A 25,901-nucleotide genomic window follows, 5' to 3' on the forward strand; every position below is an offset into this window, starting at 1 on the left:
GTTCAGGTTCGTTCTTTCATGCTCTCCCGCACGGCCGCCGCAAACGCGGCCATCGAGGTGAAGTGGTAGTCCGGCACGGTGAAGCGCTCGGGCTCGATCGTGCCGCCATAGCCCTTCTGGGCATGACGGCGCTCGATCCAGCAGTTGGTCATGCCGAGCGCTCGGGATATGCCGATGTCGTGATGCTGGCTTTGCGCGACGTGCAGGATGTCGTCCTTGCTGTCGCCGCGCGACGCCACGAAATCGAAGACCTTCTGGAAAAAGGCGGGATCCGGTTTTTCCGTGCCGGTATCGTCGGCAGTGAAGGTGGCAAAAAAGGGCGATCCGAGCTGCTTCTCGAAATGGTCGAGAGCCCAGCGCCGGGCATTGGTCATGGCAATCAGCTTATGAGACGTCGCAAGGTCGGCCAGCGCCGCCCTGCTATCGGAGAAGCCCTGCCAGACGCTGGCCGAGTCCCGCAGGCGGGCGCCGTATTTCTCCTCGGCCGGCAGGCCGAGCCGCGGTGCGATGACCATGTAGACACGTGCGAGATCGTCGGGGAACAGGTTCGCATCGGGCATGTAGCGGGCCTGCCGGTAAAGGGCCAGCGCTTCTTCGCCGTCGATTGAGACACCGGCCTCCGCAGCGATCCCGGCCAGGCAGGTCGTTATGCCGCCTTCGAAGTCGATCAGCGTGCCGACCACATCGAAGGTCATGTATTTGAATTCGCTAAAGCCCCTGGCCAAGACTGGCTCTCCTCTGCGCGCGGCCGAATTACTGATGCTGAACAGAACAAAATTCCGTGCTGTCCGGGGCGTCGGCCTTTTTCAAAAGCCCGGAAATCCGGGCTTTCTGGCCTTGTCTTAAAAAGCAGTCTGGCACTTCCCCCGCGCTGGATTCGCCGAAAAGGCGCGAGGTAGCGGCACAAAATTGCGAAATCGTCGGCCCCAGCGATATTTCGAGATGCGAAAAATGCGTCGCCCTTCATGCAAGCGCCCGGCGGACATCGGCGTCGTCCAGCGTCTGGTCCAGCGTCCGGCGCGTGCGCTCGATGATCGCATCGATGTCGCTGTCGGTGCAGCAGAGCGGCGGGGCGTAGCCGAGAACCCCATGCGCGAAGGCGCGGATGATCAGGCCATTGTCCCAGGCCCTGTCGAAGACGCGCCGCGCCGGCATGGCCGAGGCTGGAAGCGGCGTTTTCTTCTTTTTGTCGACCACCAGCTCGATGGCGGCGAGCATGCCGCGACCCCGCACATCGCCGACCAGTGGGTGATCGCTCAAGGCAGACAAGCCCGCCATCAAGCGCGCGCCGGCCCTGGCGCCGTTCTCCAGAAGGCCTTCCTCGTAGAGCTTCAGCACCGCGAGCGCGACGGCGGCGCTGACCGGATGGGCGGAATACGTGTAGCCGTGGCCGACGGCCGAGGCGCCTGCGCCATCGGCGATGACGTTATAGACATGATCGGCCATGAAGACAGCGCCCATTGGCACATAGCCGGAGGTCAGGCCCTTCGCGGTCGTCATGAAGTCGGGAACGATATCCTCCTCCGTGCAGGCAAACAGGGGGCCGGTGCGGCCGAAACCGGTGATCACCTCGTCGGCGATGAAGAGGATGCCGTATTCACGGCAGAGCTCGCGCATCGCCTTGATCCAGCCTTTCGGCGGGACGATAACGCCACCCGAGCCCTGGATCGGCTCGGCGTAGAAGGCGGCGACCCGCTCCGGCCCGATCTCCTCGATCTTCGCCTTCAGCGCGGCGAGCGATGCGGCGATGATCGCGTTCGGGTCATCGCCAACCGGATTGCGATAGGGATAGGGCGAGGGGATCTTGTGCTGCCATTCGAACGGAATGCCGAAACCGGCATGAAAGGCGGGCAGGGCGGTCAGGCCCGCGCCGACCACCGACGATCCGTGATAACCCTGCTCAATGGAAATGAACTGGTCGCGTTCAGGCTCGCCTCTGGCATTCCAGTAGTAGCGGACGAACCGGATCGTGCTGTCGACCGCGTCCGATCCCCCCAGCGTGAAATAGACGTGATTGAGATCCCCCGGCGCGCGGTCTGCCAGCTCCGAGGCGAGCCGGATGGCGGGCTCCGAGCCGAGATCGAAATAGGCGGTGGCGTAGGGCAACTCGCGCATCTGCCGGGCCGCCGCCTCGACGATGCTGTCGTGACCATAGCCGGCATTGACGCACCACAGTCCGGCGAAGCCGTCGAGAAGTTGCCGGCCGGACGCATCGGTCACGGTAGCGCCCTTCGCCGATTTCAGCACCCGCACGCCGAGCGCCTCATGGCCGCGATATGAGGCGACCGGATGGATGAGATGGGCGCGGTCGAGTTCGATCAGGGAATTGGCGAGCATTGTTGTCCTCCGGACTATCCGAGCGCCTGGTTGGCGAGGGCGTAAACTTTTGGCCTGGCCTGTTCGGCCCCATTCTTGGCCGGACGGTTCATAGCGACGCCGCCACCGACATGGGCTAGGCCGATTTCTCCGAGCCAGCCGGCGATGCCGGTTCTGCTTTCGGTATCCACGCGCAGGAAAGCGCCAGGGCGAGACGCGGCGAAGAAGCTGATCAGGGTCTTGGCGTCGTCGGCATTTTCCGCAATGACGGGGCCGATCACCTCGCCGCGTCCGAACGGGCGAATTGCGGCATAGGCCGCGATGACGCCACTGCGGCGGATGACTGCGAATTCACCCCGCTCGGCGAGCGCATCGATCAAAGCTTCTCGGTCGGCGCCGTAGGCATCGCGGTCCAGGGCCTTGATTTCCGGCAGATCGTGCGTGCCCGCGGCTTCCACACCGTCGGAAGCCTCAAGCGCTGTCACCTGGCCCTGATGCTGAAGAATCGTGCCCGAAGGCACGAAGCCAAGCTTCTCATAAAGGGGCATGCCGTCAGTCGTGGCGACGAGCCGCAGCGGACTGTCGCCGGCAAGGGCGATGGCCCTTTCCATGAGCCGGCGCCCGAGCCCTTTGCCTCGCGCGTTCCTGTCGACGATCACCATGTTGATCATGGCGCAATCGGCGCCGTAAGGCGTTACCAGGATTGTCCCGGCGACCCGGCCCTGGTCGTCGAGCGCAACCGCGCCGCTCGAAAGCTGCAGCGCCATCTGCCAATCCTGCGGGCGATGCGGCCAATTCTCCTGCCGAGATAGCGCGACTGCACCCTCGATATGATCCGGCCCGAAGTCCTGGAGTTCGATCTCGCCTTGCTGCATGATGCACCTTTCAGTCTGACCCCAAGTCTCGATCATCGGTGCGCCGCAGATCGTCTGAAGGTTTCAACTTCCGCGGTATCATTCGCCGTTGCTGAGGGGGTGCGCCGCATCTTGTGCTGGCCCCTATGGAACTGGATGCGTTTTAGCGCCTCGACCAGCGGCATCCTTCGACGCTCAAGATGCTACAGCGTGCCAAACGGAACCGCGGATACGGAACTTTCTGCTTTCGGCAGGCGCTTTTCGGTCAGGTGGGTCGCTTCCTGCCGGCTTATGATGAAAGACGTCCCAACACGGATGTGCTTCCACCGGAGATCGACGGATATGGCTTCTTTCAGGCCCAAATACATCACCTTCGACTGCTACGGCACGTTGACCAATTTCCAGATGGCCGAGGCGGCGCGTGACCTCTATGGCAGCCGACTCGACGAGCCGCGCATGCAGGCGTTCATCAAGAACTTCGCGGCTTACCGGCTCGACGAGATCCTGGGCGACTGGAAGCCCTATGCCGACGTCGTCCACAACGCGCTCGAGCGCGCCTGCAAGCGCAACGGCGTCTCCTTCAGCCCGGACGACGCCACGATGGTCTATGAGCGTGTCCCGACCTGGGGGCCCCACGCGGACGTTCCAGCCGGGCTGGCGAAGGTTGCCAAGGAAATTCCGCTGGTCATCCTCTCCAACGCCATGAACGCGCAGATCATGTCCAATGTCGAGAAGCTCGGCGCGCCATTCCATGCCGTCTACACGGCCGAACAGGCGCAGGCCTACAAGCCACGCTTCAAGGCTTTCGAATATATGTTCGATAGGCTGGGCTGTGGTCCGGAGGACGTTCTTCACTGCTCGTCCTCGTTCCGCTACGACCTGATGTCGGCGCATGACCTCGGGATCAAGAACAAGGTCTGGGTCAATCGCGGCCACGAGCCGGCCAACCCTTATTACGGCTATGTCGAGATCGCCGACATTTCCGGTCTTCCGGGCGTGGTCGGGCTTTGAAACTCACGGATTGCAAATGAAGCTGGTCTCCTACTGGCACGACACCGCCCCTGTTTTTTCCGGCGGGGCGCAAGGCCCGGTCGAGGGACACTACGACGCCGCCATCATCGGCGGCGGCTTCACCGGCCTCGCCGCAGCCCGCCAACTGGCGAAGGCCGGCGCCAAGGTGGCTGTGCTGGAAGCGGAGCGGGTCGGCTGGGGTGCGTCGGGACGCAATGGCGGGCACCTGAACAACGGCCTTGCCCACAGCTACCTTTCGGCCAAGGCGGAGCTCGGCAAGGAGCGCGCGATCGGGCTCTACCGGGCACTGGACGATTCCGTCGACACCATCGAGGCGCTAGTCGCCGAGGAGGGTATCGACTGCAACTTCCGCCGCGCCGGCAAGCTGAAGCTCGCCTCCAAGCCGCAGCATTTCGAAGCGATCGCCCGTAACTTCGAGGCCGTCCATGCCGAGGTCGATCCGGACACGGCGCTGCTGTCGCCGAACGATCTCAAATCCGAGATCGGCTCGCCCTTCCATGGCGCGATGCTGTCGAAGAAGAGCGCCATGATGCATATGGGCCGCTACGTGGCCGGGCTGGCGACAGCCGCGGTTCGCCATGGCGCCGTCATCCACGAGAATGCGGCGGTGACGGATCATAGGCAGTCGGGCACGCGCCATCAGCTGACCACCTCCCGCGGCCGCATCAGCGCCGACAATGTGCTGGTGGCGACCGGCGCCTACACCACGCCGAATTTCGGCTATTTTCGCCGCAGGATCATTTCCGTCGGCAGCTTCATCATCGCCACGCGACCGCTGAGCGACGCCGAGATCGCCGCGACCATGCCCGGCAACCGGACATGCGTGACCTCGATGAACATCGGCAACTACTTCCGGCTTGCGCCGGACAAGCGCCTGATCTTCGGCGGCCGCGCACGCTTTTCGGCGACATCGGACCAGCGCTCCGATGCCAAGAGCGGAGAGATTCTGCGGGCGAGCCTCGCGGCGATCTTCCCGCAGCTCGCCAGGGTCGAGATCGATTATTGCTGGGGCGGGCTGGTCGACATGACCAAGGACCGCTTCCCGCGGGCCGGCTACCATGACGGGGTCTGGTACGCGATGGGCTATTCCGGCCACGGCGCCCAGCTTTCCACCCATCTGGGGATGATCATGGCCGATGCCATGCTTGGTCGCGCGGACCGCAATCCGATGAAGGGGCTCGAGTGGCCCGCCATTCCCGGCTATTCCGGCAAGCCCTGGTTCCTGCCGATGGTCGGTCTCTACTATAAGGCGCTCGACCGGATCCAGTGATCGGGGCTGGGTTTAGCCCAGCCCGCTCATGTGGAAGCTCTTCAGTTCCAGATATTCCTCGATGCCGGCCTGCGCGCCCTCGCGCCCGAGGCCGGACTGCTTGACGCCGCCGAAGGGGGCTATCTCCATCGAAACCGAGCCGGTGTTCAGACCCACCATGCCGAACTCCAGCGCCTCGCCGACGCGCCAGGCGCGCTTCAGGTTCTCGGTGTAGAAGTAGGAGGCAAGCCCGTAAGGCGTGCCGTTGGCAAGCGCGACCGCTTCCTCTTCCGTCTCGAAACGGAAAAGCGGTGCGACCGGACCGAAAGTCTCCTCGCTGGCGAGTTCCATTTCATTTGTCGCACCGGCCAGCACCAGCGGCGCGAGATATTGAGGACCCTCCGGCAGCACCGGCCTCTCGGTGACGATCGTCGCGCCTTTGGCAAGCGCGTCCTCGACGTGCCGATTGATTTTCTCAACCGCCGCCATGTTGATCATCGGCCCGATGGCGACGCCGGGCTGCGTGCCCGGTCCCACCGTCAACGCATTGACGCGGGCGCTGAGCTTGGCGGAGAAGGCGTCATAAACTCCGGCCTGGACGAGAATGCGGTTGGCGCACACGCAGGTCTGGCCGCCATTGCGGAACTTCGACGCCAGCGCCCCCTCGACCGCGAGATCGAGGTCGGCGTCGTCGAAGACGATGAAGGGCGCGTTGCCGCCGAGCTCGAGGCTGAGCCTTTTCACGCTGTCGGCCGCTCCGCGCATCAGCAGCGAGCCGACCCTAGTCGAACCGGTGAAGGAGATCTTGCGCACGGTCTCATTCGCCATGATCTCGTTGCCGATCTCGGCCGGCATGCCGGTGACGATGTTGATGACGCCGGCGGGAATACCCGCGCGTTCGGCGAGCACGCCGAGCGCCAACGCCGAATAGGGCGTGAACTCGGAGGGCTTGATCACCACCGTGCAGCCGGCGGCCAGCGCCGGCGCGACCTTGCGGGTGATCATCGCATTGGGAAAGTTCCAAGGCGTGATGATGCCGCACACGCCGACGGGTTCCTTCAGGACGATGATGCGGCGGTCTGATGTAGGCGAGGGGATGGTGTGGCCATTGATCCGGCGCGCCTCCTCGGCGAACCATTTGACGAAGGACGCTCCGTAGCGGATCTCGCCTTTGGCCTCGTCCAGCGGCTTGCCCTGTTCCGTGGTCAGGATCAGCGCGAGATCGTCCAGATGCTTAAGCATCAGACCATGCCAGGCCTCCAGCAGGGCGGCGCGTTCGGCGTGGGTCTTCTTTTTCCAATCCCGATAGGCGGAAGCCGCGGCCTCTATGGCCGCGCGGGCCTCCGGGCCGGCCATGTCGGGCACTGTGCCGATTGATATCTGTGTTGCCGGATCGATCACATCGACCGTTCTGCCGGAACCTGCCGCGACCCATCTGCCGCCGATCAGGCCGGCCTCGCGGAAGAGAGTTTTGTCTTTCAGGCTTTTCATCGAAAACGACCTCGCAAATCAGGTGAGCGCCGCGACAACGGCGGATGTGATGGCGTCCGTACGATCTTTGCCGGCCGTGGTTCCCACCCCTCGCGCCGTTGTCGCTTCGATCGCGTTCATGACGCGGCCGGCTGCGTCCTTTTCGCCCAGATGTTCAAGCATCATTGCGCCCGACCATATGGCGGCGATCGGGTTGGCGATGCCGAGGTGGGCGATGTCGGGCGCGGAGCCGTGCACCGGCTCGAACATGGACGGCGCCGAGCGGTCGGGGTTGATGTTGGCGGAAGCTGCGTAGCCGAGCCCGCCCTGGATCGCCGCGCCGATATCCGTCAGTATGTCGCCGAAGAGATTGGAAGCGACGACCACGTCGAGGCTCTGCGGATCCATGATCATGCGCGCAGCGAGTGCGTCGACGTGATAGCTGGTCACGTCGACGTCCGGATAGTCGGCGGCCAGCTTGCGCGTGATCTCGTCCCAGAACACCATCGAATATTTCTGCGCGTTGGACTTGGTGACGGAAGCCAGCCTGCCGCGCCGCGCCCGTGCCTGCTCGAAGCCGAAGCGCAGGATGCGCTCGACGCCGGCCCGGGTGAAGATCGAGGTTTCCACCGCGACCTCGTCCAGCGTGCCTTGATGCACACGCCCGCCGGCGCCGGAATATTCGCCTTCGGTGTTTTCGCGGATGCACAGAATATCGAAGCTCTCGGCCCGCAGCGGCCCCCTCACACCAGGCAGCAGCCGGTGCGGCCGGATATTGGCGTATTGCACGAATGCCTTGCGGATCGGCAGCAGCAGCCCGTGGAGAGAAACGGAATCCGGCACCTGCGTCGGCCATCCGACGGCCCCGAGCAGGATGGCGTCGAAGCGGCGCAATGTCCCGATGCCGTCCTCGGGCATCATGCGGCCGGTTTCCTTAAAGAAACGACAGGACCATGGAAACTCGGTCCCAGTCAGGGCAAAGCCGGAGTGCTTGGCCACGGTTTCCAGCACCGTCCATGCGGCGGCGGTCACATCGCGACCGATGCCATCACCGGGGATCAGGGCGATCGAGTAGGTCTTCATCGGCATCTCTTCACAGGCTGATCAGGACGCTCTTGGTCCTGCGGTTGGCGAGATAGGCCTCGCGGCCAAGGTCCTTGCCGATACCGGAGCGCTTGTAGCCGCCGGTCGGCAGGATGTGGTCGCGCGAGCGGCTGTAGCGGTTGACCCACACGGTGCCCGCTTCCAGCTTGCGCGCGAGACGGATCGTGCGAGACAGATCGGCGGTGAACAGGCCGGAAGCCAGTCCGTAAGTCGGATGGCTGGACAGCGCCAGCGCCTCGTCTTCGGTCTCGAAGATCTGGACCGTCAGGACCGGGCCGAAGATTTCCTCGACGATCGCCGGATTGGCCTGGTCGACATTGGCGATCAGCGTCGGCTCGTAGAAATAGCCGGGGCTTTCCATAAAAGTGCCGCCCGTCAGGCATTCGCCGCCGGCCTCGACCGCGGCCCGCACGATGGCGTCGACACGTCCCCGCTGCCGTTCCGAGATGATCGGCGAATACTGCGTGGTCTCGTCCCAGGTCGGGCCGGGCCTCACCGCCTTCATCTTTTCCAGGATCGAGGCCGTCAGCCTGCCGGCCACACTCTTCTCGACGATCAGGCGCGTGCCGGCCACGCAGGCCTGGCCGGCATTGAAGGTGACGCTGCCGGCGATTGCGGCCGCCGCCTTGTCGAGATCGGCATCGGCAAAGACGAGTTGCGGGCTCTTGCCGCCGAGCTCCAGCGTCATCGGCTTGACGCCGGTGCGGGCGATGTTCTCCATGATCGCCGAGCCGGCGCGGGTCGAACCGGTGAAGCTAACCTTGGCGATCTCGGGATGGCCGGTCAACGCCGTGCCGGTCGTGGGACCGTCGCCGAGCACCACGTTGATAAGTCCTGCCGGCAGGCCGGCTCTGACGGCGAGCTGCGCCAAATAGACGGTCGAGTACGGCGTCATTTCCGAAGGCTTCAGCACGACTGCATTGCCCGCGGCCAGCGCCGGGCCGAGTTTCCAGCCGGCCATCGAGATCGGAAAATTCCAGGGCGTGATCGCGGCCACGACGCCATAGGGTTCGCTCATGATCATGCCGAAACTGGCGTCGTCGGTCGGCGCGAGTTCGCTGCCTTCCTTATCGGCGAACTCGGCGAAGAAGCGGATCTGCTCGGCGGTCACGGCGATGTCGCCGGCGGCGAGCTGGCCCACGGGCCGGGTCGAGGACAGCGCCTCGATCCGGGCGAGCGTTTCGGCTTCCGCTTCCATCAGATCGGCCCAGGCATGGAGCGCCCTGGTGCGCTCGCGCGGCCGGACTCCGCCCCAGTTGCTGGCTTTCAGCGCCGCTTTGGCACTTTCCACCGCCCGGTTCACCAAGTCCGCACCGGCCACGGGGCAGGCGGCATAGGACTTGCCGTCGGACGGACGGCGCATCTCGATCGCACCCTCGGCCGAAATCAGCTCCCCATCGATGAAGTGGCCGACGGGAAGCGAGATTGTATCGGGATCGAAGCTCAGGCTCATGGGCAACCACTCGGCAGCATCGGCCTCAGCCTAGCCCGTGCCGACACGCAGCATGCGCTGTTCGGCGATCCGCCGCCGACGAATGTTGCGTGCTGGGGACAAGAGACGGCAAAATCTTCCGCGGCGGTCAGGGCCTGCGCGGGCGCTCGCTAGCCCACTGTGACGTAGAGCTTGCGCACGGTCTCGATGGTCTTCCAAACACCCGTGAAGCCCGGCTTCATGACGAAGCTGTCGCCGGCCCGGTAGGTCACCGTTTCGCCGGCGTCGGGCCTGATTTCGACCACGCCGGCGAGGATATGGCAGAACTCGAAGGTTTCCCCCTTGATCGAGCGCGTTTCGCCGGGCGTGGCCTCCCAGACGCCGGTATGGACAAGGTCGTCCTTGGCCACGTCCTGCGCCCAGGTTTTGAAGGCGGGATTGCCGGCAATGAGCCGCTCCGGCAGCGCGGTCGATTCGCGGGGCGAAAAGCTCGGGTTAATATCGATGGACTTGAGCAGGGACAAAGGATGGCCTTTCCAGTTGAGTTTCAATAACCGCGCGACCGGTCGACGAGCCCGATGGGATCGAGCCCGGCGCGGTGGCGCTTGATGTTGTCGATGACGGCCTGGGCGGCGGTCGCGGGTTGGGTCACGCTGGCTATGTGCGGAGTGAGGATGATCTTCGGATGCGACCAGAACGGATGTCCCGCGGGCAGCGGTTCGGGATCGGTCACGTCGATCATCGCCGACGACAAATGGCCGCTATCGAGCGCGGCGACAAGCGCTTCGTGATCGAGCTGCGGGCCTCGACCCGTATGAACGAGAGCCGCCCCGTCAGGCAGTTTCGCGAACAGGCCGGCGTTCAGAAATCCGCGCGTCTCCTCGGTCAGTGGCATCAGGCAGATCAGTATGTCACTGGCCGCCAGCATCTGCTCCAGCCCAAGCTCGCCATGATAACAGGTCACCCCTTCGAGCCGCCGCGGGGAGCGGCTCCATCCGGAGAGCTGGAAGCCGAAAGGTTTCAGCCGGTCGAGGACGGCTTGGCCAAGCTGTCCGAGGCCGAGCACGCCGATCCGGCGCGACGCGGCCTGAGGCTGAGGGATGTCGCGCCATTCTCCGGCGCGCTGCTGCGCCAGATAGGCCGGCAGGTTGCGGTGGAGCGCGAGCACGGCGAGCGTCACATACTCCTGCATCATGCGCACGATGCCTTCCTCGACCATGCGCACGATCTTCACCGGCGCGGGCACCGCGTCGAAGCGGAACTGATCGACGCCGGCGCCGATGGAGAACAGGATTTCGAGGTTGGTGTAGCGGTCGAGGTTCTCCGGCACCGTCCAGGTGATCAGGTAGCGCACTGCGTCGGGATCGACAGTAGCGGCATCGATCGTGAAGGGGAGGTCCGGCAACTCCTTCGCGAAGGCCTCGGCGAAGATCGCGCCACGCCGCGCGTCGGAATTGAAGAGGAATGTCATTCCGGCTGCTCCTTCAGGCCGCGCATCGCGCGCCAAGCGCCTCGATCATCTGCTGGCAGGCGGCGAGCTCGCTGGCGAGAATATATTCGTCCGGCTTGTGGGCGCGACCGATATCGCCGGGGCCGCAGATGATCGCATCGAGCCCGGAGCCTTGGTAAAGGCCGGCCTCCGTCCCGTAGCTGACGGCGGCTAAAGGTGCTTCGCCGGTCAATTCGCGCAGCAGCCCCGCCAGAGCCGAGTCTTGCGGCAGCGACAGCGCCGGATAGGCGCTGATCGGCTTCCATTCAACAACATAGCCTCGAGCGGCAAGGGCTTCAGCCCGCGTCTTGACCGGCGTGAGCAAGCCGGCCGGGTCGATGTCCGGTATTGCGCGCGCCTCCAAGTCGAGCGTGCAGCTGTCGGGGATGATGTTGACCGACTGGCCGCCTGCGATCACACCGGCCTGCAGCGAGGAATAGGCCGGCTCGAAGGTTGGGTCGGACGGGCCATGCATCAGCCGCTCCGCTTCACTCACGGCGGCGCTCAGCACACCGGACATCGCATGGATGGCGTTAAGCCCAAGATCCGGTCGCGAGGAGTGGCCGGAGCGGCCGCTGATGATCACGCGGGCGGCCGCCTTGCCCTTGTGGCCGCGCACGGCGCGCATGCCGCTCGGCTCGCCGACGATGACGCCGAGCGGCTTGGCGCAAAGCTCGGGCAGCCCGGCGATCAAATGCGGCACGCCCCGGCACCCGATCTCCTCGTCATAGGAGAAGGCGAGGTGGATCGGTCTGGCGAGGCGCAGCCGCACAAGCGCAGGCACAGCGGCGAGCGCGGCGGCGAGAAACCCCTTCATGTCGGTGGTGCCGCGTCCGTAGAGCCGTTCGCTCTCGCGGCGCAGCGAAAAAGGGGCCGAACTCCATTGCGGCTCGCCGGCGGGGACGACGTCCATATGACCGGATAGGATGTAGCCCGGAACCTCGGCGGGGCCGATGGTGGCGAAAAGATTGAAACGGTCGCCCTCTGGCCCTGGGAGCAGGCTGACCTTCGCGCCTTGTTCGGTGAGATGAGCCTCGATCCAGCCGGCAATGTCGCCGTTCGGCTTGCCGGCGACCGACGGAAAGGCGACGAGACGGTCGAGGATGTCGAAGACGGCCATTCCAGCCCTCAAGCCGTTAGGGTTCGCCGGCATCGATGCCGCATGCTGGCGAATTTCCGCAGAGGATGGGTGCGTTCCCACGCGATTGCATGCCGAAAGCGGAAGTGTTTCAGTTGAATCTTGCGTTGGTGCACGGCTTTCGAGCAAATCCTGTGGGGTTTGCTTGTCTAGCGTTGGCGGGCACGGGGCAGCGCTGCTCGCCCGTTGATTTTTGAGGGTTCTTTATTTTTGAGGGTTCTTTCAGGGCCATGGAAGTGAAGCCGTCCGAGAGCTTGAAAATCGATGCCTTCTCCATGCGTATCGGCGACGTCCAAGATGTCGATCTGGAGAGGTTGCACGCGCTCTCCCTGTCGGTGGGATGGCCGCATCGCGCCGAGGATTGGCAATTCCTGCGTGAATCGGGCCAAGGCTTCGTGGCGCTCGATGAGATCGGCCGGGCTCTCGGTTCGGCCATGTGGTTCCCGCACGGCGCCAATTTCGCTACCTTGGGGATGGTCATCACCTCGCCGCGGCTTCAGACGCAGGGGGCGGCGCAATGGCTGATGAAGCGGATCTTCGACAGGATCCCCGGGCGCGATCTGCGCCTCAATGCAACCCGTGCTGCGCGGCGGCTTTATCTCTCCCTCGATTTCCAGCCGGAGAAGACCGTCTATCAATGCCAGGGCATCGCCCGCGTGCCGACAGCGGGCCGGCCGACGGAGGCGCACGGTAGCGTCCGGACGTTGGACGCGGGCGATATTGCGGCAGCGATCGCGCTGGACGCGGCGGGATTTGGCGTGAGGCGCACAGCGCTCGTTGAAAAGCTCTTCGGGCAATCGGCCGGCTATGGGCTTTTCGACGGGAACAAGCTGACCGCTTTTGCCCTCTGCCGACCGTTCGGGCGGGGCCATGTCATAGGGCCGGTGGTGGCGGGAAGCGACTCCGACGCCCTGGCGGTCGTCCGGCCGCACGTGGCCGACCATTCGGGATATTTCCTCAGGATCGACACGCACATGGACAATGGCGAGTTCGCCGCCTTCCTGTCGCACAGCGGAATGCCGGTCTTCGACACGGTGCTGACCATGTCGAAGGGCAAATGCCTCGCCGACTTTTCCGACGGCGGCTCTGCTAGGCCGAAGACCTATGCCTTAGCAAGTCAAACCCTCGGGTAGTTGTCTTCGGATTGCTTCCTTCCCCCCGGACGGATGGCTGCCGAGCCGTCAGCCTAAACGGTTTCTACATGGGCGTTGGCTCGTTCCATGATCCAGCCTCTGACGGTCCTCACCACGCTGCCTTTCGAGAGCTGGCTCTCCGAAAGATAATAGGTCCATGGACTGGCGGCTCGCACGGGGAAAGGCTCCACCAGAAGCCCGCGGCTGATATAGGTTCTCGCCAGCGAATATTGCGTGGCGACGCAGCCCGCGCCCATTGCCGCCAGTTCCAGCGCAATGTTCGAGGCGTTCGTGGTGATGCCTTTCTCATAATCCGAAATGTCGATCTGCAGCGCGTCGCCCATGCATTGCCAATATTCTTGGCGGCCGTGGACGAAGATCCAGTCGACGTTGAGGATATCGCGCGGCGAGCGCAGCCCTTTCGGGCCGGACAGCAGGCCGGGTGCGCAGAGGATGGCGAGCTGGTCGTTCCATAGCGGAACGCCACTCGGCGGGCGGTCGTCGAAGCGGCGGGTCGAGATGGTGATGTCGGCGATCTGCTCGCTGAGGTCTTCCCAGATCGTGCCGTGCAGAACGACCTCTATCTCCGGATGGATTTGCCGGAACGCCGCCATGCAGCCGGCCAGCCAGTTTTCGGCCAGGCTCATCGGACAGGAGATGACGACCGTCCTGTTGCGCGAGGAGGCGACGATCGCCTCCGTGGCGTGATCGATCTGGTCGAGCGCCTGCCGCAGCGTCGGCAGGAAAGCCTCGCCCATTTCGGTCAGCTTCAGGCTGCGCGGATAGCGCACGAAAAGCTGCCGGCCAAGATAATGCTCCAGCCCCCGCACATGATTGCTGACGGCCGCCTGGGTATAGCCGAGCTCGTTGGCAGCAAGGGTGAAGCTGAGATGCCGCGCCGAACACTCGAACGAGCGGATATAGTTCAGTGGGGGTGGCGGCTTCATGCGATCGCTCCTTGGCAAAGCGAAAACTAGACCGGCTTCGTTGGCCTCCGCAATCGCCTTGACCCCGATTTTTTTGTGCGATGGCGCCAAACTAATTACGTGCCTGGCCCATGAGACCAAATTATTCGTAGTTATCTTGGAGCGATCGGGACGCGAAAGGTGGCGCCATGGACCAGCGGTCGGCGGAAGGTGAGTCTGCTTCCACCGTATTTGCCCGTGTTGCCGACTTCGTGCTGCGCAGGTCGGCCGGCGCGTTCCCGCGCGACGTTCTGAAATCGGCAGCCCTGCAGTTCCTCGACACGATGGGCATTGCCATCGCCGCCGGCCCGATGCAGGCCGGACAAATCGCGCGCGATGCCGCGGTTATGCTCTACGGCTCCGGCGCCGACCGTCACGCGGCGAGGATGATCTTCGACGGCAGGCGCGCCAGCATGGCCGGCGCCGCCTTCGCGGCAGCGACCCAGACCGACAATCTCGACGGCCATGATGGTTACCCGCCGACCAAGGGGCACATCGGCGTGGCGGTTATCCCGGCGCTGCTTGCGCTCGCAGAAGAAAAGCCGGAGTTGACCGGCCCCGAGGCGCTTGCCGCGATCGTCGTCGGCTATGAGATCGCGGGGCGGGCCGGCATTGCGCTGCACGCAACCGTCTCCGACTATCACACCTCCGGCGCGTGGAATTCTCTTGGCGTGGCGGCGGTCGCGGCCCGCCTGCTTTCGCTTGACGACGATCAACTGCGCCATGCTTTCGGCATCGCCGAGTATCACGGACCGCGCAGCCAGATGATGCGCGAGATCGCAACGCCGACCATGCTGCATGACGGCTCAGGCATGGGGGCGCTGGTCGGGCTGTCGGCCGCCGTGCTTGCCGAAGCCGGTTTCGCCGGCGCGCCGGCGATCACTGTCGAGGCGCCGGAGGTCGCGGCACATTGGGATGACCTCGGCCTGTTCTGGCAGATGACCCGGCAATACATAAAACCCTATCCGGTCTGCCGCTGGGCCCATGCGGCGATCGACGCGACGCGCGCGCTTTGCCTGCAGCATGGGCTTCGGCCGGAAGACATACGCAAAGTCCATGTCAACAGCTTCCACTATGCGGCGACGCTGTTTGCCGGCATGCCGGACACGACATCAAAGGCGCAGTACAGCCTGCCCTTCGCCGTGGCCACGATGATCCTCCATGGTCGGATCGGCGTGGAGCACATTTCGGGCTCGGGTCTGCGCGATGCCGCCGTCGCGGACATGCTGAAGCGCGTCGAGGTGAATGAGGCGGCGAAGCACAGCGACCGTTTCCCCGCCGGGCGCTGGGCCGACGTGCAGATCGAGACGGTTGACGGCCGGCGGCTGGAGTCCGGAGATGTCCACGCACGCGGCGGCCCCGAAGCCCCGTTCAGCGAAGCCGATATCGTCGCCAAGTATATGGAGTTTGCGTCGCCCGTTCTCGGCTCGACCAGGGCCGCCGCGATCCGGGACGGTATTCTCGGCCTGATCGACGCCGACCGCCGGTTTTCCGAGCTGACCGCTCTCGTCTACGATCCTCCTGGCGGCCAGGGCAGCCATGCCGCTTAGGCTGCTCAAATACGGGCTTAGCCGCGACTATCCGGTGACGGGCGACATTCCCGCGACGCCTCAGCTGAAGCCGTCCTATGACGTGGTCATCGTCGGTGGCGGCGGGCATGGTTTGGCCTGCGCGCATTATCTGTCGAAATACCATGGTATCGCCAGCATCGCGGTGCTCGAAAAAGGCTATCTGGCCGGAGGCAATACGGCACGCAACACCACGACGATCCGCTCCAATTACATCACCCAGGAAGGCGTCGCTTTCTACAAGGAAGGCGTTTCGCTCTTCGAAGCGCTGTCGCAGGAACTCGACTTCAACGTCATGTTCTCGCAGCGCGGCCAGCTGACGCTCGCACACACGGAAGCGACGCTGCGCGCCTTCCATCTGCGCGCCGAGATGGGCAAGCATATGGGCACGCGCACCGAGGTGATCGACGCAAAAGAGATCGAGAAGCTGGTGCCCGAACTCAACATGGATCGCGGCGGTGCGCTCGAGATCCTCGGCGGCCTCTGGCATGCCGACGGCGGCACGGCCCGCCACGATGCGGTTGCCTGGGGCTTCGCCGCGCAGGCCTCGCGCCGCGGCGCCGAAATCCACCAGCGCACCGAAGTTCAAGGTTTTGAGGTCGAGAACGGTCAGGTGCGCGCTGTGGTGACGAACCGCGGACGGGTCGCCTGCGGCTCCGTGCTCATCGCCGCCGGCGGCATGAACTACGATGTTGCCATGATGGCCGGCGTGGAACTGCCGATCCGCTGCTACCCCTTGCAGGCAATGGTGACGCAGCCGCTGAAGCCCTGGCTCCACACGCTGGTCTCGTCCGTGTCGCTGCACACCTATCTGGTGCAGTCTTCGCGCGGCGAGATCGTCATCGGTGGCGGCTCGGATCCGTACCAGCTCTATTCGACCCGCTCGACGCTGGACATGAAGGAGCATCTGGCGGAAGGCGCCGTGCATCTCTTTCCCTTCCTGCAAGGCGTTCGGCTGCTGCGGCAATGGGCCGGCATCACCGACATGACGCCGGACTACAGCCCGATCATGGGCGCCAGCCCGCTCGCCAATCTGTGGCTCGATTGCGGCTGGGGCACCTGGGGCTTCAAGGCGACTGCGGTCGCCGGCAAGCGCCTGGCGGAAACCATCGCCAGGGGCCGGGTGCCCGACCTGCTGAAGCCGTTTGCGCTGGAGCGCTTCGAGAAGTTCCGACTGCTCAACGAAATGGGCGCCACGGCGGCGAGCCACTGACCATGAAGCTGCTTGACTGCCCCATGAACGGCCCGCGCAACATCGACGAATTCCAGTCCTTCGGTCCGCTGCGGCAGGGGCCCGATGCGGACGCTGCCGCCGACGCAGAGTGGGCAAGGCATCTCTTCCGCGCGGACAATCGAAAAGGTGTGGTGGTCGAGTGGTGGCGGCACGTGCCGAGCAACTTCTTCTTCCTCGCCGAGCGCGACGTCGTCACCAACGAGATCATCCGCACCTACGCCCCTGGGAGCCGGCCATGACGCGGCTTGGCACGCCATACGGCTCGCGCCTCGACCGGACGCGGCCTATCCGCTTCACCTTCGAAGGCAAGGCTTATCATGGCTTTGCCGGCGACTGCATCGCCAGCGCGCTGGCGGCCTCGGACCAGTGGGTCCTGTCGCGCTCGTTCAAATACCACCGGCCGCGCGGCATCATGACCATGGCCGGCGCGGAAGCGAACACGCTGGTGCAATTGCCGTCGGAGCCGAATGTTCCCGCCGACCTGACGCCGCTCCAGGACGGCATGATGGTGATGGCGCAGAACGTCAACGGCTCGCTGGAAAACGACCGCGATGCGGTGATCGACCGCTTTGGACGTTTCCTGCCGGTCGGCTTCTACTACCGCACCTTCATGGGTCCGAGACAGGACAGCTGGCTCCGCTTCTGGGAGCCGATGATCCGTCGCAAGGCGGGGCTCGGGATCGTCGACGTCAAGGCGCCGCATCTGAGTTTCGACAAGGCGCATCTTCACTGCGACCTGCTGGTCGTCGGCGCGGGGCCCGCGGGTCTATCGGCTGCGATCTCGGCCGCACAAGCCGGCGCCGACGTGCTGTTGTGCGACGACAATCCCGAAATTGGCGGTTCGCTGACCTATCGCCGCTGCGATCCGGGCATATTGTTCAGTCTGGCAGCCAAGGCAGCCAAGCTCCCCAATCTGCGCATCATGACCGGCACCATCTGCAACGGCTGGTATGAGGACAATTGGCTGCCGCTGATCCAGGGCAACCGGCTCTACCGAACCCGCGCCCGCGAGGTTGTCCTGGCGACAGGCGCCATCGAGCAGCCGGCGGTGTTCCGCAACAACGATCTGCCTGGCATCATGACCGGCGGCGCCGTGCAACGATTGCTCCGCCATTACGCGGTGCAGCCTGGCCGGCGGGCAGTCGTGCTGGCCGCCAATGACGATGGCTACGACTGCGCGCTGGATCTGGTCGAGGCTGGCGTCGAACTGGCCGCGATCGTCGATCCTCGGCCAAATGCCGGCGACCGCGCCGGTGAGCTTCGGGCCAGAGGGATAGGGATCCTCGCAGGCGCCCCGATCGAGGAAGCGTCCGGGACGCGCGGCAACAGGCACGTCGCGCGAGTCCGCATTGGCAGCCGCTGGATCGACTGCGATCTCGTGGCGGTCTCCGTCGGCTCGGTGCCTGCCTGGCAGTTGCCCTGCCACGCGGGAGCGATAGTCGGCTACGACGATGCGACGGCGAGAACGACGCTCAGTCTGCCGGAGGGCGCGGCCGTCCGGCTGGCAGGCGCCGTTGCCGGCAAATCGCGGTTGCAGTATGCGATGGCCGACGGCCGCCGCGCCGCGCGCGAGGCTCTGGAGCGGCTCGGCCACTGCGATCCTCCTGACGTGCAGAACGAATACGAGCCCGAGCCAGCTGCCTGGGCACAACCGCTCGCCGGCAACGCAAAAGGTCGCGACTTCGTCGATTTCGATGAGGATCTGCAGGTCAAGGACCTGCGGAATGCGGTCAAGGAAGGCTATCGCGAACTCGAACTGGTGAAGCGCTTTTCCACCGTCGGCATGGGGCCTAGCCAGGGCCGCCATTCGGCGCTCGCCACGGCGCGGATCGTCGCCGAAGCGACGGAGCGTGGGGTTGGCGAGGTGGGCGTCACCACGGCGCGGCCGCCGACCGGACCGGAGAAGCTCGGCGTGCTCGCCGGCCATCACGAGCCGTTGGAGCGGCGCACCGCGCTGCATGCGCGCCATCTCGCGCTCAACGCTCGCATGAAGCCGATCGGTGCCTGGTGGCGGCCGTATTTTTACGGGCCGGAAGACCGGATAGACCGCCTGGTCCGCGAAGAGATCGCCGCGGTCCGCAACGGCGTCGGCATGCTCGACGTGTCGACTTTGGGCAAGCTGGAGATCCGCGGTCCTGACGCCGGCGCCTTCCTCGATCGGATGTACACGATGGCGCATGCCAACCAGCCCGTCGGCCGCGTCCGCTACTGCCTGATGCTCAACGAGATGGGCACGGTTATCGATGACGGCGTCGCCTATCGTCTCGCCGATGACCTGTTCTACGTCACCGCGACGACCGGCGCCGTCGCCCGCGTGCAGGCCGACATGCTGTTCTGGAATGCGCAGTGGCGGCTGAAGGTCGACGTGCTCAACGTCACGGCAGCATTTTCCGGCATGAACGTCACCGGCCCGAAGGCGCGTGAGGTCTTGCAGGCGCTAGATGGCGACATCGATTTCTCGCGCGACGCTTTCCCCTATCTCCACGGGCGCGAAGGCATGCTGGCCGGCCTGTCGGTGCGTGTGATGCGGATCGGCTTCACGGGCGAGGTGAGCTACGAGCTGCACTGTCCTTCGAGCTATGTGGTCGCGCTGTGGGACGCTTTGTCCGAGGTCGGCAAGCCGCATGGCTTGCGTCCCTATGGACTCGAGGCCTCGCGCATGCTGCGGCTTGAAAAGGGGCATATCCTGATCGGCCAGGATACCGACGCGCTGACCACGCCCAACGAGCTCGGTTTCGGCTGGGCGGTTTCGAAGAAGAAGCCCTTCTTCGTCGGCAAGCGGTCGATCGAGATGCGGACGAGGCTTGGCGAAAGGCGCCGGCTCGTCGGCCTCTCTTTCGAGGGTGCAAGCAATATCCCCGGCGAGTCCTGCCTGGTGCTGCGCGGCGGCAACCCGGTTGGGCAGATCACTTCGATTGGCTTCTCGCCAACGCTTGGCCACACAATCGCGCTGGCCTATGTCCATATCGACGACGCTGCTCCCGGCAGCAAGGTCACGGTGAAGTGTCGCAGCGGCGAATTGGTGCAGGTGCCGGTGATCGCTCACGCCTTCGTCGATCCGCAGAACGTCCGGCAGGAGATGTAACGATGGCCGGTCTTGCCATGCGGACATTTCCCTTGTCGCCGAACGGCTCGGCCGCTGAAGCAGTTCTGCCAAATGGGCAGCTGATAGTGACCGATCTGACGGCCCGATCGCGCTTCGGCATCAAGGGTCCGGGCAGTTCAGCCTGGCTCGAAGCGCAGGGTCTCTCCTTACCGCCCGTCAATCGCATCGCCATACAGGGCGGCGTCAGGCTGCTAAGACTTGGCAGCGAAGATTTCCTGGCGATTGACGATATAGGGGCCGGTGGCGCCGCCGCAAAGCTTATTGCCGACTGGCAGGCCGAGAAGGACCCGCGCGGCTATTGGTCCTGGCGCGAGGAGGGCTGGAGCTGGATGCGACTTTCCGGCCAGTCGGCAGAAGCGGTGATGGCGAGGCTTTGCGCACTGGACCTCAGGCCTGCCCGTTTTGCCGATGACGCGGTCGCGCAGACGCGCGTCGCCCATCTCGAAGCCGTGCTTGTGCGCAGCGTGGGGGGCTTCGACATCTTCTTCGACATCGCCTCGACAGCATTCTTTATCAGAACAGTCGACGCGGCGGCGCAGCTCGCCGACGGCGACACGACGACCCGGGAGAACCATCGATGAACAGCGTACAAGGCGTCATTGCGCCCATCCTGACGCCCTTCGACAAAGACGGCAGCGTCGCCCGCGATCTGTGGGTCAACCATGCGAAATGGGTGCTTGCTCAGGGCGCGCATTACCTTTCGCCGTTTGGGACGACCGGCGAGGCGCTGTCGCTGTCGCCGCGCGAACGCATGCAAGCCCTGGAGTGGCTGGCCGAGGCCGGCATCCCGGCCGATAAGATGATGCCCGGCACAGGCTTGACCGCGCTGCCCGAGACGCTCGAACTGAGCCGGCATGCCCTGGAACTCGGCTGCGCCGGCGTCATGGTGCTGCCTTCGTTCTTCTACACCGCGGCGGGCGATGACGGGCAGGCGCGCTACTATTCGGAACTGGTCGAGAAAGTCGCCAGCCCGAAGCTCAAGCTGATCCTCTATCACATCCCGCAGAATTCCGGGGTGCCGGTATCGCCGGCGCTGACGGCGCGGCTCAACGCGGCATTTCCCGAAACCGTTGTCGCCTACAAGGACAGTGCCGGGAACTGGGACAACACCGCGGCCGTGATCGCCGCGGCGCCCAACGTCTCCGTCTTCCCGAGTTCCGAAGGCCAGCTCACCCAAGGCCTGGCCGCCGGCGCGGCGGGTTGCATTTCCGCTTCCGTCAACCTCAACGCCAAGGCTATCCGCGCCGTCTATGACGGCGCGCGCGCCGGCCGCGACGTCTCGGCCGCCGATGCCGCCATAAAGGAATTTCGAAAGGCGGTTCAGACCGCGGGGCTGATCGGCGGCATGAAAGCGGCACTTGCCGTGCGCTCCGGCGACCAGCGCTGGCTCAACCTGCGCGCGCCGCATGAGAACACCAGCCCGCAGGCAGGCAAGGCTTTGCTCGAGACGCTGGGTCCTCTTGCCGATCACATTCCTGGTCCGAGGCGGGGCTGAAATGTCCGCGCGGCCAACAATCATCGTCAGCAGCGACGCGCCGGACGGGCCGATTGCGGCGCTGGCGGAAACCCATCCCGATCTCAGGGTGCTCGGCTGCGACAGCTACGAGGCGCTTCCCGACCTGATTGCGGACACCGGCGCCGAGGTGGTGTTCACCATCAAATTCGACCGGGGATCGCGCTATCCGCGCGCGGCGCTGGTCGAGAGCCCGACCGTGCGCTGGGTTTCGGTCGGCGGCTCCGGCACGGATCACCTGCGCCCCTGGGATCCGACAAGGGTGACGATAACCAATTCGGCCGGCGTCGCTGCCGACATGATGGCCGAATATGTCTTCGGCGCGATGCTTTCCTTCTCGCTCGGCCTGCGCGGCTTCGCACGCGAGCAGGCTGCCAGGAGGTGGACGGCCGGCAAGGTCGAGCCGATCCAGGGCAAGACGCTTCTGATCCTTGGGCTCGGCAAGACGGGGCAGGCGGTCGCCGTCCGGGCCAGGGCCTTCGGCATGACGACCCTGGGCGTGCGCGCCAGCCCGAAACCGACCTACCACATCGATGAGGTGCACGGCATGGCCGACCTGCCCAGCCTGTGGGGCCGTGCCGATTTCATCTTGTGCGCGGTGCCGCTGCTCGAAAGCACACGTGGCATGGTGGGCAGCGAAGCCTTCTCGGCGATGAAGCCTTCGGCGGTGCTGATCGACGTTTCCCGCGGCGGCGTCGTCGACGAGGCGGCGCTCCTTGCGGCGCTCGACGGTGGCCGGATCAAGGGCGCGGCGCTCGACGTCTTCGCCCTCGAGCCGCTGCCGCCGGCGCATCCGCTGTGGGGCTACGAGAACGTGATCGTCACGCCGCATTGCTCGTCCGTCTACGACGGCTGGGACGTGAAGTCGGCACGCATGTTTGCCGAGAATCTCGCCCGCTACCGGCGCGGCGAGCCTTTGGCGAATGTGGTGGATCCGGGACGCGGCTATTAAGGAGGACAGGCCGATGACAGCGCATGACAGGCGAAGCGGCGGACGGCGCACCAGAGCGGCCGGGCGCAGTGGCGGCGGCATTGCGCAACTGCCCTGGCAGCGCGTCACAAGCCCCTACGCGCCGATGCAGATCCTCGACGAGGAGCAGATGGACAAGCTCCACCGGACCTCGATGCGTATTTTGTCCGAACTCGGCATCCGCGTCATGGGCGAGAAGGTGCTGGGTATCTTCGAGGCCGCGGGCGCCATCGTTGATCGGGCCGAGAACACGGTGCGGATCGACGAGAGTATCGTCAGAGAAGCGCTTAGGAACGCGCCATCGTCCTTCTCGCTAAGCTCGCGCAATCCGGACAAGCAGATCCGCATCGGCGGCAATTCGCTGGTGTTCGGGCTGGTCGCCGGGCCGCCCAATGTGCATGACCGCATCAACGGCCGCCGGCAGGGCAATCTGGCTGACTATGAGAACTTCATCCGCCTCGCGCATCATTTCAACGCCATCCATATCATCGGCAACCAGGTGGTGGCGCCTATGGAGCTGCCGGCGAATTCGCGCCATCTCGACACCTATCGCGCCAATCTCACGCTGTCGGATCTGAGCTTCCATTGCTCGGCGATCGGCCGCGGCCGCGCCATGGATAGCATCGCCATGACGGCGATCGCACGCGGCACGACCATCGAGGCACTGCGCAATTCGCCGGGGGTCACGACGATTATTTCCGTCAACTCGCCGCGCCTGTTCGACGAGGCGATGGCCGAAGGCCTGATCGCCATGGCGGAGCACGGCCAGCCGGTGACGATCACGCCCTTCACCCTGATGGGCGCCATGACCCCGGTGACGCTGGCCGCGGCTCTTGCGCAGCAGAATGCCGAGGCCCTGTTCGGCGTGACGCTGACGCAGCTGGTCAATCCCGGCACGCCGGTGATGTATGGCGCCTTCACGTCCAATGTCGACATGCGTTCCGGCGCGCCTGCCTTCGGCACGCCGGAGAACGCCAAGGCCAACATCGTCGCCGGACAGCTGGCGCGGCGCTATAACCTTCCCTACCGCACCTCCAATGCCAATGCCTCCAATGTCGTCGACCTGCAGGCGGCCTATGAGACCGAGATGGCGACCTGGGGCGCGGTGCTCGGCGGCGCGAACCTGATCTATCACGCCGCCGGATGGCTGGAGGGCGGGCTGACAGCCTCCTACGAGAAGCTCGTCCTCGACGTCGAGATCCTGCAGAACATGATGGAGTTCCTGCGGCCGATGCCGTTCGAGGAGGACGACCTCGGCTTCGAGGCGATCAAGGCCGTGCCGACCGGCGGACATTTCTTCGGGTCGGAGCACACCATGGCGCGCTACGAGACCGCCTTCTACCGGCCGATGCTGTCCAATTGGCAAAATTACGGCAGCTGGCAGGAAGCGGGCGGCCACGATGCGCTGGAGCGGGCGACGCAGCTCTGGCAGCAGGCACTCAGCGACTACGAGGAACCGGTTATGGATCCAGCCATCCGCGAGGAGCTGGACGCCTATGTGGCGCGCCGCAAGGAGGAGATCGGCGCCGGCGAGCCCTAAGCGCCTGGAGTTCAACGAAAGAAAGGGGAAGCGCATGACAAGACAGCATTTGCTGGGCACAGTGTTAGCCCTCGCTCTTACCGCATCGGCACACGCCGCGAACGTCAAGGTGATCAATGACGACGCTTGGTTCGCCGAGGGCCCGATCTGGTACCAGGACAAGCTCTTCTACGTCGAATACGGCCGCGGCACTGTGGACGTTTGGGACGGCAAGAAGAACGCGATTTTCTGGAAGATGGATGGCTGCGGCCCTTCGGCCGTGCTGCCGACCGCGACGGGCGAATTCGTCGTCACCTGCTACGACAACAACACGATCGGCCGCATCTCGGCCGACGGCAAGACGCTGCCGGCCTACGACAAGGACACCGACGGCAAGCCGTTCAGCGGCCCCAATGATTTCGCGCCGGACAAGGAGGGCGGCATCTACTTCACCGGCTCCGGCAAGGGCGGTCCGCTGATCGACGCGTCGGCCTACTACATCGGCAAGGACGGCAGCGTGAAGAAGGTGGCTGGCGACCTGCACAATGCCAATGGGCTGGTCATGTCGAACGACGGCAAGATGCTCTACCTGGTCGAAACCGAGGACAACCGCATCATCGAGTTCGATGTCGGGGCCGATCACAGCTTGAGCAACCGTCGCGTCTTCCTTCGGCTCGACGATCTGTTCCCGAACCAGCCGCATATCTGGCCGGACGGCATCAAGATGGACAAGGCTGGCGAGATGTATATCGGCCAGAGCCCGCGCTCCCTCGACGCGCCGGGCAAGATCATAGTGGTGGACAAGGACGCCAAGCTCTTGCGCACGCTTTCGGTGCCGTCGCCGTCCATGCCGAACTTCGCCTTCGGGCCCGATGAAAAGGAACTTTACGTGATGGCCCTCGACCAGATCGATGCAGCACCTTGGCACGGCAAGGTCTACGAAGTGCCGAATAAGTAGCTGCGATCGTCGTGATCGTCGGATAGGAAGGAGGCTGGCCGCTTTGCAGCCGGCCTTTGCTTTCGCGCGATGACCGCTCAGCCGGCCATCCAGCCGCCGTCCACCATCAGGTTGATCCCGGTGACGTATGTCGCAAGGTCGCTGGCCAGGAAAAGCGCCGCGCCGGCGACATCGTTCGGCTCGCCAAGCCGCGGCCATGGCGTGCGGCGGCGCGAATAGTCGAGCGCATCAGGGTCGTTGGCGATGCCCGGCTTGCCGGTGATGATCTTGCCGGGAGCTATCGCATTGCAGACGATCAGGTCCTCGGCGTGATCGACCGCGATCTGGCGCGTCATCTGCACGATCGCGCCCTTGCTGACCGAATAGGGGAAATCGCCCGGGCAGGCGACCATACCGTGCTGCGAGGCGATATTGATGATGCGCCCGCGTACGCCGTTGACCGGCTCCTGCCTGAGCATCTGCAGCACCGCCTGTTGCGAGCAGTAGAAGAAGCCGGTGACGTTGACGTCGATCACCTTCGCCCATTGCTCCGGCGTGGTCTGGAGCAGATTGGTCGAGGTATAGACCGCGGCGTTGTTGACTAGGATATCGAGCCGCCCGAACCGGTCCACCGCCTGCCGCATCATGGTTATGACGGCCTGCTGATCGGCGATGTCCGTGGAGATGAAGATCGCCTCACCGCCAGCCGCTTCGATCAGCCGGACCGTTGTTTCGCCGCCTTCGATAGCTTCCTCGCGCGTATCGGCGACCACCACCTTCGCGCCGTCCTGCGCGTAGCGTTGCGCGATGGCGCGGCCGATGCCGGAGCTCGCGCCGGTGACAATGGCAACCTTGCCGTCCAGAAGACCCAT

The 25,901-nt window shown here is 64.8% G+C and carries 23 protein-coding genes; 12 read left to right on the forward strand and 11 right to left on the reverse strand.

Features of this window, described 5'->3' with window-relative positions; translation table 11 throughout:
* Nucleotides 1–2 precede the first annotated feature (2 nt).
* The 3 genes from CK218_RS04195 to CK218_RS04205 all read right to left on the reverse strand — a co-directional run bounded on the left by CK218_RS04195 (nucleotide 3) and on the right by CK218_RS04205 (nucleotide 3,191).
* A complete protein-coding gene (locus CK218_RS04195; RefSeq protein WP_095781873.1) occupies nucleotides 3–725 on the reverse strand; it encodes an HAD-IA family hydrolase in 723 nt (240 codons plus the stop codon).
* A 238-nt stretch (nucleotides 726–963) separates the two neighbouring features.
* On the reverse strand, nucleotides 964–2,337 hold the full coding sequence (locus CK218_RS04200; protein WP_095776347.1) for an aspartate aminotransferase family protein: 1,374 nt from the start codon (nucleotides 2,335–2,337) through the stop codon (nucleotides 964–966).
* Between the two features lie 14 nt (nucleotides 2,338–2,351).
* Nucleotides 2,352–3,191 (reverse strand): GNAT family N-acetyltransferase, encoded by an 840-nt coding sequence (locus tag CK218_RS04205; protein ID WP_095826961.1) that lies wholly within the window; start codon nucleotides 3,189–3,191, stop codon nucleotides 2,352–2,354.
* Nucleotides 3,192–3,512: 321 nt separating this feature from the next.
* Between CK218_RS04205 and CK218_RS04210 the strand changes: the two genes are divergently transcribed.
* Nucleotides 3,513–4,181 carry a haloacid dehalogenase type II gene (locus tag CK218_RS04210; RefSeq protein ID WP_066989167.1) on the forward strand — a complete coding sequence of 223 codons (669 nt, stop codon included), beginning with the start codon at nucleotides 3,513–3,515 and terminating at the stop codon, nucleotides 4,179–4,181.
* A 16-nt stretch (nucleotides 4,182–4,197) separates the two neighbouring features.
* Complete coding sequence (locus CK218_RS04215; RefSeq protein ID WP_095826962.1) at nucleotides 4,198–5,472, forward strand: FAD-binding oxidoreductase; 1,275 nt, start codon at nucleotides 4,198–4,200, stop codon at nucleotides 5,470–5,472.
* Nucleotides 5,473–5,484: 12 nt separating this feature from the next.
* Here the strand turns inward: CK218_RS04215 and CK218_RS04220 are convergent, their stop codons facing one another.
* The 6 genes from CK218_RS04220 to argE all read right to left on the reverse strand — a co-directional run bounded on the left by CK218_RS04220 (nucleotide 5,485) and on the right by argE (nucleotide 12,066).
* The gene (locus tag CK218_RS04220; RefSeq protein ID WP_095826963.1) at nucleotides 5,485–6,942 is read right to left on the reverse strand and encodes an NAD-dependent succinate-semialdehyde dehydrogenase; all 1,458 of its coding nucleotides are present in this window, start codon (nucleotides 6,940–6,942) and stop codon (nucleotides 5,485–5,487) included.
* An 18-nt stretch (nucleotides 6,943–6,960) separates the two neighbouring features.
* Complete coding sequence (locus tag CK218_RS04225; protein ID WP_095827209.1) at nucleotides 6,961–8,004, reverse strand: tartrate dehydrogenase; 1,044 nt, start codon at nucleotides 8,002–8,004, stop codon at nucleotides 6,961–6,963.
* A 10-nt stretch (nucleotides 8,005–8,014) separates the two neighbouring features.
* On the reverse strand, nucleotides 8,015–9,478 hold the full coding sequence (locus tag CK218_RS04230) for an aldehyde dehydrogenase (protein ID WP_095826964.1): 1,464 nt from the start codon (nucleotides 9,476–9,478) through the stop codon (nucleotides 8,015–8,017).
* A gap of 149 nt (nucleotides 9,479–9,627) precedes the next feature.
* Complete coding sequence (locus CK218_RS04235; protein WP_095827210.1) at nucleotides 9,628–9,981, reverse strand: cupin domain-containing protein; 354 nt, start codon at nucleotides 9,979–9,981, stop codon at nucleotides 9,628–9,630.
* A gap of 23 nt (nucleotides 9,982–10,004) precedes the next feature.
* On the reverse strand, nucleotides 10,005–10,928 hold the full coding sequence (locus CK218_RS04240; RefSeq protein ID WP_095826965.1) for a glyoxylate/hydroxypyruvate reductase A: 924 nt from the start codon (nucleotides 10,926–10,928) through the stop codon (nucleotides 10,005–10,007).
* Nucleotides 10,929–10,941: 13 nt separating this feature from the next.
* Nucleotides 10,942–12,066, reverse strand: a complete 1,125-nt coding sequence (argE, locus tag CK218_RS04245) for an acetylornithine deacetylase (RefSeq protein ID WP_066989156.1) — start codon at nucleotides 12,064–12,066, stop codon at nucleotides 10,942–10,944.
* A gap of 248 nt (nucleotides 12,067–12,314) precedes the next feature.
* Here argE and CK218_RS04250 point away from each other — a divergent pair, with 248 nt between their 5' ends.
* Complete coding sequence (locus CK218_RS04250; protein WP_095826966.1) at nucleotides 12,315–13,217, forward strand: GNAT family N-acetyltransferase; 903 nt, start codon at nucleotides 12,315–12,317, stop codon at nucleotides 13,215–13,217.
* Nucleotides 13,218–13,270: 53 nt separating this feature from the next.
* On the opposite strand, the gene CK218_RS04255 is transcribed toward CK218_RS04250, so the two are convergent.
* Entirely contained in the window at nucleotides 13,271–14,164 is an 894-nt protein-coding gene (locus tag CK218_RS04255) for a LysR substrate-binding domain-containing protein (RefSeq protein ID WP_095776670.1), read from the reverse strand.
* A 167-nt stretch (nucleotides 14,165–14,331) separates the two neighbouring features.
* Here CK218_RS04255 and CK218_RS04260 point away from each other — a divergent pair, with 167 nt between their 5' ends.
* From CK218_RS04260 to CK218_RS04300, 9 genes are all read left to right on the forward strand, one after another.
* Nucleotides 14,332–15,732 (forward strand): MmgE/PrpD family protein, encoded by a 1,401-nt coding sequence (locus CK218_RS04260; protein ID WP_095826967.1) that lies wholly within the window; start codon nucleotides 14,332–14,334, stop codon nucleotides 15,730–15,732.
* Nucleotides 15,722–16,963 carry an FAD-dependent oxidoreductase gene (locus tag CK218_RS04265; protein ID WP_095826968.1) on the forward strand — a complete coding sequence of 414 codons (1,242 nt, stop codon included), beginning with the start codon at nucleotides 15,722–15,724 and terminating at the stop codon, nucleotides 16,961–16,963. Before CK218_RS04260 ends, CK218_RS04265 begins: the two co-directional genes overlap by 11 nt.
* A gap of 2 nt (nucleotides 16,964–16,965) precedes the next feature.
* A complete protein-coding gene (locus CK218_RS04270; protein ID WP_095776339.1) occupies nucleotides 16,966–17,223 on the forward strand; it encodes a sarcosine oxidase subunit delta in 258 nt (85 codons plus the stop codon).
* Nucleotides 17,220–20,069 carry a 2Fe-2S iron-sulfur cluster-binding protein gene (locus CK218_RS04275; protein WP_095826969.1) on the forward strand — a complete coding sequence of 950 codons (2,850 nt, stop codon included), beginning with the start codon at nucleotides 17,220–17,222 and terminating at the stop codon, nucleotides 20,067–20,069. The genes CK218_RS04270 and CK218_RS04275 overlap by 4 nt, the downstream gene beginning before the upstream one ends.
* Before the next feature lie 86 nt (nucleotides 20,070–20,155).
* Nucleotides 20,156–20,671 carry a hypothetical protein gene (locus CK218_RS04280; RefSeq protein ID WP_210201057.1) on the forward strand — a complete coding sequence of 172 codons (516 nt, stop codon included), beginning with the start codon at nucleotides 20,156–20,158 and terminating at the stop codon, nucleotides 20,669–20,671.
* On the forward strand, nucleotides 20,668–21,585 hold the full coding sequence (locus CK218_RS04285) for a dihydrodipicolinate synthase family protein (RefSeq protein WP_095826971.1): 918 nt from the start codon (nucleotides 20,668–20,670) through the stop codon (nucleotides 21,583–21,585). The genes CK218_RS04280 and CK218_RS04285 overlap by 4 nt, the downstream gene beginning before the upstream one ends.
* A gap of 1 nt (nucleotide 21,586) precedes the next feature.
* On the forward strand, nucleotides 21,587–22,555 hold the full coding sequence (locus CK218_RS04290; protein ID WP_095826972.1) for a D-2-hydroxyacid dehydrogenase: 969 nt from the start codon (nucleotides 21,587–21,589) through the stop codon (nucleotides 22,553–22,555).
* 13 nt (nucleotides 22,556–22,568) lie between these two features.
* Nucleotides 22,569–24,113 (forward strand): trimethylamine methyltransferase family protein, encoded by a 1,545-nt coding sequence (locus tag CK218_RS04295; RefSeq protein ID WP_095826973.1) that lies wholly within the window; start codon nucleotides 22,569–22,571, stop codon nucleotides 24,111–24,113.
* A gap of 34 nt (nucleotides 24,114–24,147) precedes the next feature.
* On the forward strand, nucleotides 24,148–25,050 hold the full coding sequence (locus tag CK218_RS04300) for an SMP-30/gluconolactonase/LRE family protein (protein ID WP_164763720.1): 903 nt from the start codon (nucleotides 24,148–24,150) through the stop codon (nucleotides 25,048–25,050).
* A gap of 77 nt (nucleotides 25,051–25,127) precedes the next feature.
* On the opposite strand, the gene CK218_RS04305 is transcribed toward CK218_RS04300, so the two are convergent.
* Nucleotides 25,128–25,901, reverse strand: coding sequence for a glucose 1-dehydrogenase (locus CK218_RS04305; RefSeq protein WP_067327509.1), 774 nt, complete (start codon nucleotides 25,899–25,901; stop codon nucleotides 25,128–25,130).

Origin of the sequence: Mesorhizobium sp. WSM3879, assembly GCF_002294915.1 — a bacterium.
GTDB lineage: Bacteria > Pseudomonadota > Alphaproteobacteria > Rhizobiales > Rhizobiaceae > Mesorhizobium.